Annotated in this window: 12 protein-coding genes; 8 read left to right on the top strand and 4 right to left on the bottom strand. The window is 65.1% G+C overall.

Annotated features, from left to right (window positions below; all coding sequences use genetic code 11):
• Positions 1-45: 45 nt before the first annotated feature.
• Complete coding sequence (locus WG208_RS14885; protein ID WP_337172170.1) at positions 46-861, bottom strand: TonB-dependent receptor; 816 nt, start codon at positions 859-861, stop codon at positions 46-48.
• A 46-nt stretch (positions 862-907) separates the two neighbouring features.
• Complete coding sequence (locus WG208_RS14880) at positions 908-1702, bottom strand: M23 family metallopeptidase (protein ID WP_337172169.1); 795 nt, start codon at positions 1700-1702, stop codon at positions 908-910.
• A gap of 374 nt (positions 1703-2076) precedes the next feature.
• On the opposite strand from WG208_RS14880, the gene WG208_RS14875 reads away from it, so the two are divergent.
• On the top strand, positions 2077-3396 hold the full coding sequence (locus tag WG208_RS14875; RefSeq protein ID WP_337172168.1) for an amino acid permease: 1320 nt from the start codon (positions 2077-2079) through the stop codon (positions 3394-3396).
• 85 nt (positions 3397-3481) lie between these two features.
• Complete coding sequence (locus WG208_RS14870; protein ID WP_337172167.1) at positions 3482-4207, top strand: GntR family transcriptional regulator; 726 nt, start codon at positions 3482-3484, stop codon at positions 4205-4207.
• Positions 4208-4250: 43 nt separating this feature from the next.
• On the opposite strand, the gene menC is transcribed toward WG208_RS14870, so the two are convergent.
• Together menC and WG208_RS14860 are read right to left on the bottom strand one after the other, a co-directional pair.
• On the bottom strand, positions 4251-5369 hold the full coding sequence (gene menC / locus WG208_RS14865; protein ID WP_337172166.1) for an o-succinylbenzoate synthase: 1119 nt from the start codon (positions 5367-5369) through the stop codon (positions 4251-4253).
• On the bottom strand, positions 5366-6304 hold the full coding sequence (locus WG208_RS14860; protein WP_337172165.1) for a hypothetical protein: 939 nt from the start codon (positions 6302-6304) through the stop codon (positions 5366-5368). Before WG208_RS14860 ends, menC begins: the two co-directional genes overlap by 4 nt.
• Positions 6305-6465: 161 nt before the next feature.
• Here WG208_RS14860 and WG208_RS14855 point away from each other — a divergent pair, with 161 nt between their 5' ends.
• From WG208_RS14855 to WG208_RS14830, 6 genes are read left to right on the top strand one after another with little or no spacing between them, the layout of a single operon-like run.
• Positions 6466-9498 (top strand): SusC/RagA family TonB-linked outer membrane protein, encoded by a 3033-nt coding sequence (locus tag WG208_RS14855; protein WP_337172164.1) that lies wholly within the window; start codon positions 6466-6468, stop codon positions 9496-9498.
• A 5-nt stretch (positions 9499-9503) separates the two neighbouring features.
• Positions 9504-10790, top strand: a complete 1287-nt coding sequence (locus WG208_RS14850) for a RagB/SusD family nutrient uptake outer membrane protein (RefSeq protein ID WP_337172163.1) — start codon at positions 9504-9506, stop codon at positions 10788-10790.
• Positions 10787-12661, top strand: a complete 1875-nt coding sequence (locus WG208_RS14845) for a CocE/NonD family hydrolase (protein ID WP_337172162.1) — start codon at positions 10787-10789, stop codon at positions 12659-12661. The genes WG208_RS14850 and WG208_RS14845 overlap by 4 nt, the downstream gene beginning before the upstream one ends.
• Positions 12658-15150, top strand: coding sequence for an alpha/beta fold hydrolase (locus WG208_RS14840; RefSeq protein ID WP_337172161.1), 2493 nt, complete (start codon positions 12658-12660; stop codon positions 15148-15150). Before WG208_RS14845 ends, WG208_RS14840 begins: the two co-directional genes overlap by 4 nt.
• A gap of 7 nt (positions 15151-15157) precedes the next feature.
• Positions 15158-16720, top strand: a complete 1563-nt coding sequence (locus tag WG208_RS14835) for a serine hydrolase (protein ID WP_337172160.1) — start codon at positions 15158-15160, stop codon at positions 16718-16720.
• Positions 16721-16728: 8 nt separating this feature from the next.
• Entirely contained in the window at positions 16729-18399 is a 1671-nt protein-coding gene (locus WG208_RS14830; RefSeq protein WP_337172159.1) for a D-aminoacylase, read from the top strand.
• Positions 18400-18448 lie beyond the last annotated feature (49 nt).

Genomic DNA, 18448 nt, shown 5'->3' with positions numbered 1-18448 from the left:
GGGGCGATCGATGTGATCGCCCCGCCCGTTTTTCATATCCCGTGATTATTTCGTCCAGATCGCGATCACCCCGCATCCCCCATGTCCCGTCAGCCATTCCTGCGGCACCGTGGCGGTACCGGTGTACACCTCCACCCCCCGGATATCCCGCGGATTGATGGTGTTGAGATTGAAGAGCGGCTGTCTCTCATCGCCGTTGAAAACGACCTGGCCGTTCAAGACCACGGTGGCGTAACACGCGGCGTTCCCGGGATCGGCACCGCGGTTTACTTCCTCCAGGCGTATTTTGCGACTGAGGAGGAGTGTCTCCGCCCCGCGCCGGCTGGCGTACCAGGCTTCGTTGCCCCGGCCCCGCACGATGCTCACGCCAGGAATGGCCGCCACGATGTCGCCAACCTGTCGTCCGTCGGCCTGGGCAAAATCCTCCGCCGTCAGATACCGTCCGATCTTCCTGGCCCGCCGTTCTTCGAATCCGGCGAATCGTGCCTCGATCGGGGTGGCCTCCACCTTCACCTTGGCCAGTTCGGTCGGCGCCGCCTCGAGGACATACTCGTAGTCCACGCCCGTCGCCGAGACGATGGACGCCATCGTGCTGAATGGACGATAGCCGAGCTTCCGTGCGGTGATGAGATAGCGACCCGGTGTGATGTCCACCAAGGTGAATGCACCCGTGGAATCGGTGGTGGTCGTACGCTTCAACACCGCGATCCCGATCTCCACGTCGGAGATGGGACGTCCGTCGGATGCGGCGATCACGCGACCGGTGAGTACGGCCTGCGCTGCCGCATCGGATGCGGATGCGAGCAGGATGACGGTCGCCGCTATTGTCGGGGCGAACGACGAGCGCGGAAAATGGACCATGGTCGGGAGAATGGAATGGGAAGAAAATATACCGGCCCGAGGCCGGTCATTCGACCAGCGAAAACAGGCTTGCCGGATCGACGGTGATCTGACCGTATCGCGCAATGAAGTGGAGGTGCGGTCCGGTCACGCGACCGCTTGCTCCGACCTGGCCAATCGTCTGGCCGCGTTGCACCGTGTCTCCAACGGCCACCAGCTGTTTGCTGAGATGCAGATAGGCCGTGACGATCCCCGCGCCATGATCGATGTAAATGACATTGCCGCCCAGATAGAACGCATCGACGATGCGCACCACTCCGCGATTCGACGCGGCGACGGGGGTGCCGACCGCGCCCGCGAAATCGGTACCCATGTGCCGACTCGTGACCGTTCCATTGAACATGCGACCACCACCAAACGGACTGGTGATGCGTGACGGGCGTGGTCGAGCGAAGGGTTGCTCGAACAGTGGTGGCGTGTCGTGGGCTGCGCGGGATACCTGCGCGGCCCGCGCCGATTCACGGGCAAGTCGGGCACTCAATGCGGAATCGGGAGGTGCCGAGAACCGCGGTGCCACCTGCAGGCGCTCCATGCGATAACTCCCCGCCGCGGTGGGAATACGAAGGCTCGTCGTCCCTCCACCGACGCACTGCAGGCGCAGGGTGATGCCCCGCGAGGAATCGATGGGAATACCGGCAAACGCATGAAGGTCCGCGCCACTGCCGGCCAGATGCAAAGGCTCTCCTCCCAGCGATGCGGCGGTCACGCCATTGCAGCCCGCGATGCCGGAGGCCTCGACCCCGAAGATGCGACCTCCTTCGGTCGCACCGCCAAGCGGTATCCGGACAATCGTGCCGGCCACTGGTGCCGCGGGCGAGGCGCTTCGGGCGGCACGTTGTGCCAACGCACGGCCAGGCCATGCGGCAACCCCCGCCACAAGTGTCAACAAGGCCACTGCGCTCGATACGCGATAGCGGGAAAGCATCGGCAAACTCCGGGTGACCGATTTCGGGGGTTGACGATTTCGACGGCTGCGGAAGGCCAGCGGTTGGCCGCAGCGGAATCCATCCAGAAAGATCCCAATGATACCCGCCAGAGATCGCTTCGATATCCAACTGGTCGGATGATCCCGATTTCCGTCGTTTCATATCTGTTCGTATACAATTTTGTATGTAAGTTTGGCTCGAGAGTGCAGATCGACTGGTCCACCGCCTTTCCTCCCCGCCGGAGTCCCGCATGAGCGAACCCCACACCCTCCGCCGGACCCTCGGATTCACCGATCTGCTGCTCATCGGGATCGGCACGGTCATCGGCTCGGGCGTGTATCTCGTGCCCAGTGTCGTCCTGCGTGAAGCGGGCATGCGGCCCGGTGCCGCGCTCGGCGTGTGGGTCGTGGGCGGCGTCCTGTCGTTGCTCGGCGCCCTGACCTATGCCGAACTCGGAGCTGCGAAGCCCGATGCCGGTGGTTTGTATGCCTATCTGCGCGACGCATTCGGTCCCGGGCTGGCCTTTCTCTACGGCTGGACCATGTTCGTCGTCATCGCTTCGGGATCGATTGCCACGCTGGCCGTGGCCTTCTCCAGTTATCTCGGCCAGCTGGTGACGCTTTCGCCCGTCGCCGCTCGGGTCGTGTCGATCGGTGTCATCGTCCTGCTGGCCGCGATCAACGTGCGCGGGACACGCAACAGCGCCAACCTGCAGAATCTGACGACCGCCGCAAAGGTGGCCGGGCTCCTGCTGCTTGCCGGCGTGCTCATGATGTTTGGACGTGCCCCCACGGCTTCGCCCGGGAGCGGCGCCGCCGGCGGGCTCACGATGACGGGCATCGGCGCGGCCATGATTGCCGTGCTCTGGGCCTACGAAGGCTGGCAATACGTCACCTTCTCGGCCGGCGAGGCGCGTGATCCGCAGAGGGAGTTTCCGCGGGCGATCACCCTGGCCACCGCCGCCCTCATCGTCATCTACCTGCTCGCGAATCTGGGGTACATCGCGGCGCTCGGCCCGGCCGGAGTCGCGGGCAGTGAGCGCGTGGCCGCGGAATCGGTGGCCACCGTGATGGGAGACACGGCGGGCAAGGCCGTCGGTGCGCTCATTCTCCTCTCCATCTTCAGCGCCGCGAATGGGCTGTTCCTCACGACCCCCCGCATGTTTTTCGCCATGGCGCGCGATGGCGTGTTCTTCCGCCGGTTGGCCGACGTGCATCCGCGCTTCGAGACACCGGCTTTCGCGATCGGCGCCATCGCCGTGTGGGCGGCGCTGCTGGCCGCGACCGGCACCTTCCAGCAGTTGCTCACCTACGTCGTGTTCACCGGATGGGCTTTCTACGCGCTCGGCGGTGTCGCCGTGTTCGTGCTGCGCCGGCGCGCTCCCGATGCCCCTCGTCCGTTCCGTGTGCCCGGCTATCCGGTCACGCCACTTCTGTTCGTGCTGGCGGCCGGCGCACTCGTGCTGAACACGATGATCACGCAGCCGATGCGTGCCGCGGTCGGCCTGGGAGCCGTACTGCTCGGCGCACCGGTGTTCTCCCTGTGGCGGAGGCGCTCGCCTCTGGGGTAGGGTCGGGTTGGTGACTAACTTATGGGAATAGGTGGTTCATCCTTTCCTTTCGCCGCTTGTCGTCGATTCGATGGCTGCTTCCAGTATGAAATCCGCTGCACCGTCAGCCGGTGAGAGCGTCACCGGACGCGGGGCCAGCATCACCCGCGCGTACGAAGAGATCCGGGACCTGATCGTCTACGGGCGTCTGGCTCCGGGCACGCGCATCATCGAGAGTGACATCGCCGTGCATCTCGGTGTGAGCCGCACGCCGGTGCGAAGTGCGCTGCATCGGTTGCAGCAGGAAGGCTACATCACGGCAGTCGACCGCGCGAAGGAGCGGCGACTGGTGGTCGCACCGCTCACGCAGAGTGATGCGCTCGAGTTGTTTCTCATGGTCGGGCAACTCGAAGGATTGGCGGCGCGCCTGGCGGCCGAACAACCGGCCACCGACCGTGCGGCCCTGGTGACGCAGATGCGGGCGCTCAACGGCGATCTGGCGAGCGCCGGACGGTCGGTGCCATCGGTTCCGTCGCGATTCTTCGAGCTCGACATGGCCTTTCATCGCAGCTATGTCGTGGCTGCGGCCGGTCCCCGGTTACTCGCCCTGCACGAAGCCATCAAGCCCCAGGCCGAGCGCTATACGCGGCTCTATGTGAACTCCCTGGTCGATGAGATCGGCAAGTCGGTGACCGAGCACGAGGAGATCAATCGTGCCATCGAGATGGGTGATCCGGAAGCGGCGGAGAAGGCGGTGGAGGCGAATTGGCGGAATGCCGCCAATCGCCTCGCGCAGGTGATCGACCATCACGGCGAGCGCGGCCGCCTGTAGGCCGCGCGGTTCTTCGGTGCGATTCAGCTCCGGTCGACCCGACTCAACGCAACACCACGCGCCGCACCGTCAGTGCGTCGATGCGGTCGATGTCGACCGCCACACCCAGTCCCGGCGTGGCCAGGGGCACCGGCACCATGCCATCGCTCGTCATGGTCCATTCCGGCGTCACCACATCCTGCGCCCAGTACCGCGCACTCGGCGAGAGATCGCCCGGCTTGGTGAATCCCGGCAGCGAGGCCAGCGCGACGTTGCAGGCGCGACCGACACCACTCTCGAGCATGCCACCGCACCACACCGGGATGTCGTGTGTGAGGCAATAGTCGTGAATCGCCAGCGAGCTCGTGAAGCCGCCCACGCGCCCCGGCTTGATGTTCACGATGCGGCCCGCACCCAGCGTGACCATGTCGCGAGCCCGGTCCACCGAGGTGATGGACTCATCGAGACACACCGGCGTCGTGAGCCGCCGTTGCAGCGTGGCATGCTGCACGAGATCGTCCCACGCCAGCGGCTGTTCGATCATCATGAGATCGAACGCATCCAGTTCGGCCAGCAACTCGATGTCGTTCAGCGTGTACGCGTTGTTCGCATCGGCCATGAGGGGCGCCGACGGCAGTGCCTCGCGGGCCGCGCGTACATAGGCCACATCCTGCCCGGGCGCGATCTTGATCTTCACCTTCCGGTAGCCTTCGGCGATGGCTGCTTGCGCCTTCTCGACGAGGCGCTCGGGCGAGGACTGGATGCCGAGTGAGATACCGGTGGCGATGGCGGCGCGTGTGCCACCGAGGAGGGTGGAGAGGGCCACACCACGTCGCTGTGCCTCGAGCACCCACATGCCCATCTCCACGGCCGCCTTGGCCATCAGATTGCCGCGGAAGTCCGCTTCCAGCACAGGAAACACATCGCGGGCATGTGTGAATTCACGTCCCAGCACGCGGGGAGCCACCCATTCCGTCATGGCGATCCACGCCGTGTCGATGGCTTCCGGGCTGTAGTTCGGTTGCTCGCCCGCCACGCCCTCACTCCAGACGGTGACTCCGTCCACGTCACGAAGCTCGAGCAGCGTGATACGACGTTCGGTGACTTCACCGGAGGAGATGCGGAACGGTTCGCGCAGCGGCAGCCGGATCTCGCGCAGCGTGATCTGATCGAGACGAATCATGATGGAATGGAAGAGCGGGAGAGACCTTCGGGAGCAACGAGTTCGTAGAACGGCGGTTCGGCCCCCCGGGCGCGCTGGAAGCCGACGACTTCGAAGCCGACGCCGAGGTAATACGTGAATGCACGGCGGGTGGCGCTGCGCCAGGCCGCACGCTGTCCTGGCGTCAGGACATCGAGGTCCACGGGCACCGCCACGCGTACCACCGTGGCGTTCGGATGATCTTCTTCGACGGGCGACGGGTCATCGAGCGCGGGACGCACCACGTACAGACCACCGGGGAGTGGGGCAGGGCCCGCCATCGGGATGCTGGCCGGCGTGGTCGACACCCTGTCCTGTGTCAGTTCCCAGCGAGCGACCCAGCGATCGGTATCCACGCCACCATGCAGTGGGCTGCCCGTGTTGCTGCCGTACATGTTGACGACATACTCCGAAGCGTGAGCGCCCAGGCGCATCAGATTGAGATGGGCATTGCGGGCCACGAGCGGATCGAAGGTCCAGTACATCGTGGTGAGGCCGGAGGCGAGGCAGAGTTCGCGCTGATAGCGCTTGAGGCGCTCTCCGATGTGTACACCGCGGGCCTCCTTGCGGACGGCCAGAAGATCGGACCAGTGCGCGAGTGCGCCGTCCTTGAGACCGGTGAGGCCGAAGACGAAGCCCAGCATGCGACCGTCCGGCGCGAAGGCGGCGGCGCAGACGCCGGTCAGTTTCTGAGCGACGAGGAGGATGGCCACCGGCACGCGTTCGCGAAAACCGGGTCCCCAGATCTCTTCCTGTATCTGCACACACTCCTGGTATTCCTCGAGCGACGTGACCCGTCGGATGGTGATGCCATCCGTATCGACGAAGGGCGGAATCGACCGTGGAGACGGCGTCGGGAGGCAGGCAGTTGTCAGCATGCGCAGGAATGGAAAGCGGGCGTCGGCAGGAGCGGTCATCCCATGAAGAAGGGACGAGGGCCGGAAGTACTCTTGCCGAACGGATGAGCACAACATAACTTCTCGTTCGCTTGTATACAATTAGGTGTACAGAAAAGCGTGCACCTGATCCCGCCGTCGACTGCCCGACACCCCCCCTCCCACCTCGTCGGAGCCCCCGCATGCGATCCTCCCCAGGATGGCGTCTCCCAGGCTTCCTCCCGCCAAGCCGGTTCGTCCCCTTCTCCCGCCGTGCGGTGGTCGGGGTCTTCGCCTTCCTCATCCCCGCCGCACTGCACGCCCAGAATGGCACCGTTGTCGGACGCGTCACGGACGCAGCCACGACATCGCCCATCGCCGCCGTGCAGATCGTCGTGGAAGGCACCACGCTCGGAGGAACCTCTGGCACAGATGGACGCTACCGCCTCGTCAACGTCCCCGCTGGTCCGCACGTCCTCGTCGCCCGACGCATCGGGTACACGGCGCTGCGGCAGGCGGTCACCGTCACCGCGAACGGTGAGGTGACGGTCAACCTTGCCATCACGCAGAGCGCCATCGCGCTCGACCAGGTCGTGGTCACCGGCACGGCCGGCGCGCAGGAGAAGCGTGCCATCGGCAATGCCGTCGCCACCATCAACGCGGCCGACGAACTCCGGAAATCGGGGTCCACCAATATCACCAGTCTGCTCAACGCCCGCGCGCCCGGTGTCACCGTGCGTGCCCGCAGCGGCCGACTGGGGGCGGGACCGGCCATCGAGATCCGCGGCCGCAACAGTCTGTCGCTCGAGAATGCGCCGCTCATCTACGTGGATGGCGTGCGTATCAACAACGCCACCAGCACCGGGCCGCAGGGCGTCTCCGGTCGTCTGGGTGGACAGGGCGCGAGCGTGGCCGGCCGTCTCAACGACATCGATCCCAACGACATCGAGAGCATCGAAGTCATCAAGGGACCGGCGGCCGCCACCATCTATGGGACGGAAGCCGCCAACGGCGTCATCCAGATCATCACCAAGCGTGGTGGCGCGGGCAGTCAGCCGCAGATCAGTCTGCAGACCGAGCTGGGCACGATGGAGTTCGCCAACGCCGAATCGCGGATTCCCACGAACTACTATCGTGTGCCCGCATCGGGGGAGATCGTCACCTGGAACGGCGTCAAGTCCGAAGCCGACAGCGGCCGTCCGCTCTTCCGCACCGGTCAGGTCCGACGCTATCAGGGCTCGGTTTCCGGCAGCCGCGATCTGCTGCGGTACTACGCGAGCAGCACCTACGAGAACTCGCTCGGCATCGAACCCAACAACTCGATCCGGCAGTTGACGCTGCGTTCCAACTTCGACGTGCAGACGCGGCCGTCCACGAATCTCGCCACGAGCTTCGGGTATGTCACCGCGGCCAACCATCTGGGCGCGGATGCCGGGGCATCGCCGATGCTCGGCGCGACCGCCGGGCACGGCAATGTCTTCCCCGCCACACGGGGCTTCTTCGCCACGGTGCCGGAAGTACCGCAGCAGCTCTATGACAACGCCGACTACATCGATCGGTTCACCGCCAGCACCACGCTGAGCAACACGCCGGTCTCGTGGTTCACGCACCGGGTGATCGCGGGCATCGACTATACGGGCGAAGATGCGCGGGGTCTCGAACGTTTTGCACCGCCGGAAATCGCCAAGTACCTGACGCCCGCCGCGGCCGCCGGTAGCATCGGCCAGACGTTGCGTCGCAACAGCATCATCAGCGGCGACTGGAGCGGCAGTGCGAACTTCAATCTCACCTCGGCGCTGTCCTCGCGTACGTCGGTGGGCGGTCAGTACTATCGCCGGGCATCCAACACCAGCTTCCTCGGCGGACTGGCGTTCCCCGCGCCCGGGGTCGAGACCGTCAGTGGTGCCACGCAGGCGGTGGCGTCTTCGCAGAGTGAAGTCACCAACACCACCATCGGCGCCTTCGGTGAACAGCAGTTCTCCTGGCGTTCCCGTCTCTTCCTGACAGGCGGCCTGCGCGTCGACAACAACTCCGCGTTCGGCAAGGACTTCAAGTGGGTCACCTATCCCAAGGTGAGCGGTTCGTGGGTGATCGGCGAAGAATCGTTCTTCCCGCTCAAGGATGTCATCAACACGTTCCGTCTGCGTGCGGCGTATGGTGAATCGGGCCGTCAGCCGGCGGCCTTCGCGGCGCTGCGCACCTTCTCCGCCGCCACCGGTCCGAACGGATCCGCTGCGGTCACGCCTTCGTCGCTCGGCAATCCGGATCTCCGCCCCGAGCGCGGCAAGGAAGTGGAACTCGGCTTCGAAGCCGGCCTCTTCCAGCGTCTCACCGTCGACTTCACCTACTTCAACAAGCGCACGCTCGATCAGATCGTGAGCCAGGCAGTGGCGCCGTCCAGCGGCTTCCCCGGCAGCCAGTTCCGCAATCTCGGCCAGGTGAACAACCACGGGATCGAGATGAGCAGCACCTACCGTGTCATCGCGCGGCCCGGGCTCAACTGGGAAATCACCGGCAATCTCGCCACGAACAGGGACGAGATCATCGATCTGGGTGGCATCCAGAACGTCGTTGCGAGTCCCGGTTTTGCCAACATCGTGGGCTATCCCATCGGCAGTGTCTTCACGAAGCGCGTGGTGTCGGCCGATCGGGATGCCACCACCGGGTTCGCCACCAATGTGTTGTGTGATGGCGGAGCAGGTAAAGCGCCGATGGCCTGCGCACAGGCCCCCTTCGTGTACATCGGGACGCCCACGCCGCGTACGACCGGTGCCATCAGCACGACGCTCAACATCGGTGACCGGCTGCGGTTGTACGGTCTGGGCGATTTCCGCCGCGGCAATCTTCTCTGGAACGCCAACGAACAACTCCGCTGCACGGGTGGCGCCGGCGCGCAATTCTGTCGCGCCAGCTACTACCCGCTCGAGTTCTCGCCCATCTATCTCGCCGGCATCGTGCCGACGGCGGCCACGCAGGGACTCACCCAGGGCTACTACCAGGACGCGTCGTTCTTCAAGCTGCGCGAGCTGTCGGCCACGTACACACTGCCCCAGTCGCTGGTGGGGGCGCGTACCAGCATCACGGTGGCCGGTCGCAATCTCTGGACGTCGACCAAGTACAACGGCCTCGATCCCGAGTCGAACGTGAACAACGCGGGCTCGAGCACGATCAACCAGGAGCAGGGCGTCACACCGCCGCTTCGCCAGTTCTCCGCCACCATCAACATCGTCTGGTGAGCCCCATGCGCCTCTCTCCCATCGTGATCCTGGGCGTGGCGGTCTCCAGCTACGTGCTGACGGCCTGCACCGAAATCACGGCCCTCGAACAGAACAACCCCGGACAGGTTTCGGCCGCGTCCGTCTACACCCCCCCCAACGCGCAGCTTCTCGTGAACGGCGCCATCTCCGACTTCGAATGCGCCTATACGCGCTACGTGGTCGGCAGCGGGCTGCTCATCGACGAGTTGGCCAACGCCATCGGTGCGGTCGCCAACTACGACTACGAAGCGCGCCGGCTCCCCACCAACGCCTCGTACGGCACCGCCAACTGCGGTTCCAATCAGCAGCCCCCCATCTACTCGACGCTCTCCACCGCGCGTGGATCGGCGGACACGGTGCTGGCACGGCTCCGTGAGTGGAAGGACGCCGATCTGCCCACCGGCGTGAGTCGCCAGCGGCTCATCGCGCAGGCGGCGACGTATGCCGGTTACAGCCTCGTGCTGATGGGTGAAGGCATGTGTTCAGCGGCCATCAACGTGGGGCCCGAACTGCAGCCGGCCGCGATCTTCGCGGAAGCGAAGAGCCGTTTCGATGCCGCGGTGACGGAGGCCACGGCCGTGAACGATGCGGCCACGCTCAACCTCGCGCTGCTGGGTCGCGCCCGCACACTGCTCAATCTCAAGCAGGCCGCCGCAGCCGCCACGGACGCCGCGAAGATTCCCGCGTCGTTCAACGCCACGACGGGAACCGATGCGGTGCAGGTGCGCCGGCAGAACTTCGCATTCCTCACCATCAATCAGAACTCGTTCAGCACGGTCGATGCGTCGTTCCGTGGCCTCACGATCAATGGGGCTGCCGATCCGCGTGTGGCGGTGACGAATCAGAACCGCAACGGCACGGCTCCCGGTGTGGCCATCTGGACGGCCGACAAGTATCCGTCACTCACGACGGTCATGTCGATCGCGCGGTACGCCGAGGCGCAGCTCATCGTGGCCGAAGCCCGTCTGGAGGCTGGCGATCTTTCCGGCGCCGTGGCGGCCATCAATGCGGTCCGGGCATCGCGTGCCGGTGTGCCGGCCTATGACGGCACGGGGCAGACGGCCGAGCAGGTGCGGGCCACGCTCATCGAGGATCGTCGTCGTGAGCTCTTCCTCGAAGGGCATCGGCTGGGCGACATTCGTCGCTACGGCCTGCCGCTCAACCCCGCGGCGGGCACGGCCTACTCCGTGGGCGGCGGCGTGTACGGGACGCAGAACTGCTTCCCGCTGCCCGACGTCGAACGTGTGAACAATCCGAATATCGGCAGATGAACACGGTCATGAGACGCCTGGCCTCACTGCTCTGCGGACTGGCGGCTCTCGTGGCCTTGCCGGCCGTCGGTGCGCAGGCACCGACGGCCGCCGACAGTGCGCGCCTGGCAAACTACGAGCGCCGGGAGGTCATGATCCCGATGCGCGACGGCGTGAAGTTGCACACGTTCGTCTTCGCGCCAAAGGATCAGCAGGGCGCGTTACCCTTCATCCTCACGCGCACGCCGTACGGCATCGGTGGGGCGGCGGGGAGTTTCATCACATCGTACGCGGAGCTGGCCGACGAACGCTACATCTTCGTCTTCCAGGACATCCGCGGGCGATTCGATTCGGAAGGACAGTTCGTGATGTTGCGCTCACCGCGCAACAAGAAGGACCCCAAGGCCATCGACGAAAGCACCGATACCTGGGACACGATCGACTGGCTGCTCGCCAACGTGCCGCGCAACAACGGTCGGGTGGGACAACTGGGGGTCTCGTATCCCGGCTGGCTCACGGTGATGTCGATGCTCGATCCGCATCCCGCGCTCAAGGCGGTGTCCCCGCAGGCATCGCCGGCCTCGATGTTCATCGGCGACGATTTCCATCACAACGGCGCATTCCGTCTGGCGTACGGATTCGAGTACGTGGCCATGATGGAGAGCGGCAAGGGGATGCAGCGATTCCCGTTCGACAAGGTGGACAACTATTCGTGGCACCTCGAGAACGGTCCGCTGTCCAACATCGACCGCAAGTATTTCAAGGGCGAGCGGCCCACATGGAACGATTTTGTTTCGCATCCGAACTTCGATGCGTTCTGGAAGCGTGAGGCCCTCGCGCAATATCTCGATCGGGTCAACGTGCCCACGCTCAATGTGGGAGGCTGGTGGGATCAGGAAGACTTTTACGGTCCACTCACCATCTACCAGGAACTCGAGAAGCACGACACCAAGGGGATAAACTATCTCGTGGTGGGGCCGTGGAATCACGGGGCGTGGCGTGGTGCGTCGGGGCAGCGACTGGGCAACATCGATTTTGGCAGTGCCACCGCGCCGTATTTCCGGCGCACCATCGAAGCGCCGTGGTTCGCATACTGGCTGAAGGACAAGGGCACGCTCACCCTGGCCGAGGCCACCACCTTCGAAGCCGGCGCAAACGAATGGCGCCAGTACGACACGTGGCCGCCCCGAAAGAACGTCGGCCCGCGTCGTCTCTATTTTCACGCCGACGGCAAACTTTCTTTCGATCCGCCAAAGGCCGGTGATCCCAGGCCATACGATTCGTATGTCTCCGATCCCGCGAAGCCCGTGCCGTATCGCGCGCGTCCCATCCTGGCCACGTTCGGACCGGGATCGACGTGGGCCCAGTGGCTGGCCGACGATCAACGGTTCGTGCAGGACCGTCCCGATGTCGTGGCGTGGGAAACGCCGGTGCTCGAAAACGATGTCACCATTGCCGGGGACATCGTCGCCCGTCTGATGGCGACCACCACCGGCACCGATGCCGACTGGGTGGTCAAGCTCATCGACGTGTATCCGGAAGATCATCCCAAGCTCGGCGGCTACCAGTTCATGGTGGCCAACGAGGTGCTGCGCGGGCGCTTCCGCAGCAGCTATGAACACCCGGAACCCATCGTGGCCGGCAAGGCCACCGAGTTCAAGGTCGGCCTGCACACCCAGAACTACCGGTTCCGCAAAGGGCATCGCATCCGCGTGCAGATCCAGAGCAGCTGGTTCCCGCTGATCGATCGCAATCCGCAGACGTTCGTGCCCAACATCTTCAAGGCGAACGCCGCCGATTTCCGCGTCGCCACACAGCGCATCTATCGCTCGCCGACGCTGTCGTCGTATCTGCAGATGTCGATCGTCACCTCCAACCCGATCGTGCCGTGATCACGTTTTCCCGCACCGCCCGCCAGGTGATCGCTTCGATCGTACCGGCGGCGTTCCCGATGGCGCTCGCGGTCGCGCCCACCGCGCTCGGGGCGCAGTCACGCGAGCCGTTCCCCGGTCTCGACGCCTATGTGAACAAGGCGCTCGAAAGCATGAAGGTGCCGGGGCTGGGTCTCGCCATCGTGCGCAACGATTCGGTGATCTACGTCAAGGGCTACGGCGTGCGGGACGTGAACACGAAAGCCCCGGTGGAGGAACGCACGATCTTCGCCATCGGGTCGTCGTCGAAGGCGTTCACGTCCGCCTCGATCGCCATGCTGGTGGACGAGAAGAAGGTCGATCTCGACGCCCCCGTGACGCGCTACATCCCGAGCTTCCAGATGTACGACCCGTACGTTTCGCGTGAGCTCACGGTGCGCGATCTGCTGTCGCATCGCAGCGGTCTCGCGCGCGGTGAACTGGCGTGGTATGGCTCGGGCTTCGATCGCGACGAACTGGTGCGCCGCATCCGCTTCCTGCAGCCGTCGTGGAGCTTCCGCTCGCAGTTCGGCTACCAGAACCTGATGTACATCACCGCAGGGCAAGTGGTGGCCAAGGCGTCCGGCATGAGCTGGGACGATTTTGTCTCGACGCGCATCTTCGCGCCGCTCGGCATGGGCAACAGCAGCACCACCATCCGGGCTCTCGACAAGCGCACCGATCTCGCCTCGCCCCACGCCAACGCCGACAGCGGCGGCGGGGTGGTCGCGGTGAAGTGGCGCAATCTCGACAACGCGGGCCCTGCCGGCTCCATCAACTCCAACGCGGTGGACATGGCGCAGTGGGTGCGCATGCTGCTCGGCGACGGAAAGTACGGCGGCAAGCAGGTCATCAGCCGGCGTCTGGTCGAGGAGATGCGCCAGTCGCAGATGTTCATCCGCCTGGACTCCGCGGCGCGGGCCAACAACCCCGACACGCATTACTCCTCGTACGGACTGGGCTGGTTCCTCGAAGACTATCGCGGCAAAGCGCTGGTGCATCACGGCGGGAACGTGGACGGCTTCACGGCGCTCGTGGCCATGTTGCCCGAAGACAAGTTCGGCGTGGTGCTGCTCACCAACATGAACGGCTCGGGACTGCCGCAGCCGCTGCTGCACAAGATCCTCGACATGCACCTGGGTGGATCGGGTCGCGACTGGGTGGCCGACGCCGTGACACGACAGGAGCAGGCACGCGCCCGGGCGGCGGCCGCCGCGGCCCGCAATCCGCAGGCGCAGACCAGGCCTTCGGGTGGCAAGCCGACGTTGGCCCTGTCGGAATATGTGGGCACCTACGTGGACAGCCTCTACGGCGAGATGGTGGTGCGCGAGCAGAACGGCGGACTGCATCTCACCTTCGGCCCCACCTGGCGCTCCCAGATGGTGTACTGGAACGCCGACAACTTCCGCGTGAAGTTCGACACGCCCGTGCTGCCCGCGTTCTTCGTGAACTTCCGCGTGAACCCGCAGGGGAAGGTGAACGAATTGATCGCCGACCTCGTCGGGGTGCCGGTGTCGTTCGTGCGTCGCCCCACGCCGCCGCGTCCCCCGCCGATCGACTACTCGGCGCCCGCGAACGCGCCGTACATCGCGATCAACGTCACCGTGCCCACGCGCGAAGGGCACACCCTCGCCGGCACGCTCACGATTCCGAAAGTCGCCAGCGCGAGCGCCAGAGTGCCCGCCGTCGTGACCATCACGGGATCGGGGGGACAGACGCGCGACGAACCGTTCTCCGCCACCACCAACTTCCGCCCGTTCCGCCAGATCGCCGATTCACTCGCACGCCGTGGCATCGCCACGTTGCGCATGGACGATCGTGGGATCGGGGAATCCACCGGCGATCATGCCAAGGCCACGAGCTCTGACTTCGCCGAGGACATCCGCGCGGGACTCGCGTATCTGCGCACACGTCCGGAGATCGATGCCGGCAAGCTCGGCCTCGTGGGGCACAGCGAAGGTGGTCTCATCGCGCCCATCGTGGCCACACGTGAACCCGATCTCAAAGGCATCGTGCTGCTTGCCGGACCGGGCAAGCGTGGACGTGACATCCTCACGTTCCAGCTCAGGAACCTCGCCGAGAAGGACACATCCCTCACGCCGGCCAAACGCGCCGAGCAGATCGGTCGCATCCCCACGTACATCGATTCACTCGCGGCCACCAACCCGTGGATGAAGTACTTCTTCGATCACGATCCGCTGGCCACCGCGAAGCAGGTGAAAACGCCGGTGCTCGTCCTCAACGGCGCCACCGATCAGCAGGTGACACCGGATCAGGTGGCAGCGCTGGTGAAGGCGTTCAAGGCCGGTGGCAACAGGGATGTCACGTCGCGGGTGTTCCCCAGGCTCAATCATCTGTTCGTCTACGATCCGGTGGGCTATCCCGGCGGGTATCAGAACCTGACCAACTTCGATGTTGCGCCAGAAGTCCTCGGCACCGTGGCCGACTGGCTGGCGCAACGGTTGCGGTGACACGATGATGCCCATCTCTTCCGTCTCGCGCGTCTTCCGGACCCGGCTGAGTGTCATCGCCGGCGCCGCTCTCGTCACCTTGGGCGTTGCATCGCCAATCGCGGCGCAGAACGTGCTGCCCGTCAAGGGCGGACGTGGCGATCAGGCCGTCGTAGCCAGACTCGACGCCGATATCGCCGCCGCGGTCAACGTGTGGAAGACTGCCGGACTGGCCGTGTCCATCGTACGCAACGACAGCGTGCTGCTGTCGAAAGGGTATGGTCTTCGCGAAGTCGGCAAACCCACGCCGGTCGATGCCGACACGCGTTTTGCGATCGGGTCCACCACCAAGGCCATGACGTCGCTGGCGCTCGCCATGCTCGTCGATGAAGGCAAGGTGCGGTGGGACGCACCGGTGATCGAATACCTGCCGGCGTTCAAGCTGTCCGATCCGTGGGTGACACGTGAACTCACCGTGCGCGACATCCTCACGCATCGCGCCGGCCTGGGCAACGCGGATCTGCTGTGGACGGGCACCGACTTTTCCTCCGAGGAGATCCTGCGGCGTGTGGCCACCGTGCAACCCGCCTATTCGTTCCGCGCCGGATGGATCTACCAGAACATCATGTACGCGGTGGCCGGCGCGGTGGTCGAAGCCGCGTCGGGCAAAACGTGGGATGCGTTTCTCGAGCAGCGCATCTTCGCGCCGCTCGGCATGAATGGCACCATCACGCGGTTGTCCAAGGTGGAAGGGCAACCGAATGTGGCCAGTCCGCACCGTATGGTGAACGATTCCATCCGCCTCACGGTCAATCGGGCGGTCGACCCCGTGGCCGCGGCGGGCTCCGTGTGGTCGTCGGTGAACGACATGGCCAGGTGGATGCGCTTCGTGCTCGACTCGGGGCGCGTGAACGGCAAGCGCCTGGTGAGCGAAGCGAATTTCAAGGCTTGGATCTCGCCACAGGTTGTGGCCGATCCCTCCACGTATCCGGCGCTCGAGTTGTCGCGGCCGCACTTCTTCCTCTACGGACTGGGCTGGTTCCTGCAGGACTACAACGGACAGGCCGTGGTCATGCACACCGGCAGCATCGACGGCATGAGCGCTCTCATCGGTCTCATTCCCGACAGGAAGCTGGGTGTATACGTGCTGGCGAACACCGATCATGTCGAACTGCGTCATGCCATCATGTACGAAGTGTTCGATCGCCTGGGTGGAGCGGCCGGTACGCCCAAACGCGATTGGAGCGCGGATCTGCTGGCGTTGCAGGCGCGCGAAAATCAGCGTCCGCCGCAGCCGGCGCGTGTGGCCAATGCCAACACGAAGCCCACGCTTCCGCTCGCGTCGTATGTGGCCACGTATCGCAATCCCACCTACGGTGATGTGGTCATCACGCTCGTGGGGGAAACGCTGCACGCCCGGTTCGGCAGCGGCTTCGACGGCGATCTGACCCACGCGCAGTACGACACGTTCCGCGCCCGCTGGAGCGGACGAGGGGAAGGCAACATCACATTCCGCCCCGACGGCAACGGTCGTATTCTCGCCTTGCAGTTGCAGGGCAATCTGTTCACCCGTCTCACGCCTGCCCGGTGAGTCCCGCCATGTGGTTGAAATCCCCGGTTCCCCTGCTGCGCCCATTGGCCCTGACGAGCGCGCTGGCGAGTGTCCTGGCGAGTGTCCTGTTCACATCCCGCCTTCCGGCGCAGGCCGCCACTGCCGAATACGATGTAGTCATCCGCAACGGGCGGGTGCTCGACGGTGCCGGCAATCCGTGGATCCTGGCCGATGTGGCCATCAAGGATGGCCGCTTCGTGCAGATCGGCCGGGTGGCCGGCAAGGGCAAACGGGAGATCGACGCCACGGGACGATACGTCTCACCCGGGTGGATCGACATGCTCGATCAGTCGGGGCGCATGCTGCAGCGCGATGGCAGAGCCGAGAGCAAGCTGTTGCAGGGCATGACCACGGCGCTGGGTGGTGAAGGTGGAACGCCGGTACCTGCCAGTCAGGTGGCGTCGTATTTCGAACAACTCGAGCGGCAGGGCATCAGCGTCAACTTCGGTACGTACTTCGGGGAAGTGCAGGCCCGCACCGCGGTGATCGGGCCGTCGGCGCGTGCGCCCACACCGGCCGAACTCGATCGTATGCGGGCCATTCTCGACACCGCCATGCGGGCCGGTGTGCTGGGAATGAGCACGGCACTCATCTACCCACCGGCCAGCTACGCCACGACCAGCGAGCTCACGGAAATGGCCAAGGTGGCCGCGCGGTACGGCGGCATCTATGCCAGCCATATCCGCGGCGAGGGAGCGGAGGTGGTGCAGTCGGTGCGCGAAGCCATCGAGATCGGCGAACGCTCGGGCACACCGGTGGAGATCTTCCATCTCAAGGTGGCGCACCAGCCGGCCTGGGGTGTCCTCATGGATTCGCTGCGTCAGGTGATCGAAGCCGCACGGGCGCGCAACGTCGATGTGGCCGCCGACATGTACGTGTACACGGCGGGGGGCACCGGACTCGACGCCACCATCCCGAGTTGGGCGCATGAGGGCGGACGGGATTCACTGGCGGCCCGACTGAAGAATCCCGCCATCCGCGCCCGACTCAAGCGGGAAGTGGCCACCGGTTCCCCGGGCTGGTGGAACATCATCGAAGCAGCAGGCGGATGGGACGGTGTGGTGCTCACGACCGCGGCGAATCCCGCCAATGTGCAGTATCAGGGCAAGTCCATTACGCAGATCGCGGCGATGACGGGCAAGGATCCCGCCGATGCGGCGTGGGATCTCGTGCTGGAAGGCACCGGCGGCCGCGTGTCGGCGGTCTATCACATGATGTCCGAGAAGGACATCGAAACGGCGTTGCGCTTTCCGTGGGTGAGCATCGGCAGTGATGCCTCGGCAATGGCCGCACCCGGGCCGGCGGATGCGTCGGGGCTGCCACATCCGCGCTCGTATGGCAATCCGGTGCGCGTGATCTCGCACTACGTGCGTGAGCGCCAGGTGATCACGCTGGAGGATGCCATCCGCAAGATGACATCGTGGCCGGCCACGCGTATGCGCCTGGTCGATCGTGGTGTCATTCGCGCGGGCGCGTGGGCCGACGTCACGATCTTCGACTATGAAAATCTGCGTGATCGGGCCACCTACGAGCAGCCCACGCAGTTGCCCACCGGCATCGACTACGTGCTGGTGAACGGTGTGGTGGTGATGGAGAAGGGGAAACACACCGGTGCGACACCCGGCAAGGTGCTGCGTGGGCCGGGCGCTTCGCGGTAGCGCACGTTAGTGTATCTGGCTATGTCCCCTGTCGATTTCACTGGCGTAC

The sequence above is a fragment of the Gemmatimonas aurantiaca genome (genome assembly GCF_037190085.1).
Lineage (GTDB): Bacteria > Gemmatimonadota > Gemmatimonadetes > Gemmatimonadales > Gemmatimonadaceae > Gemmatimonas > Gemmatimonas aurantiaca_A.
This window is presented reverse-complemented; position numbering and strand designations above follow the sequence as displayed.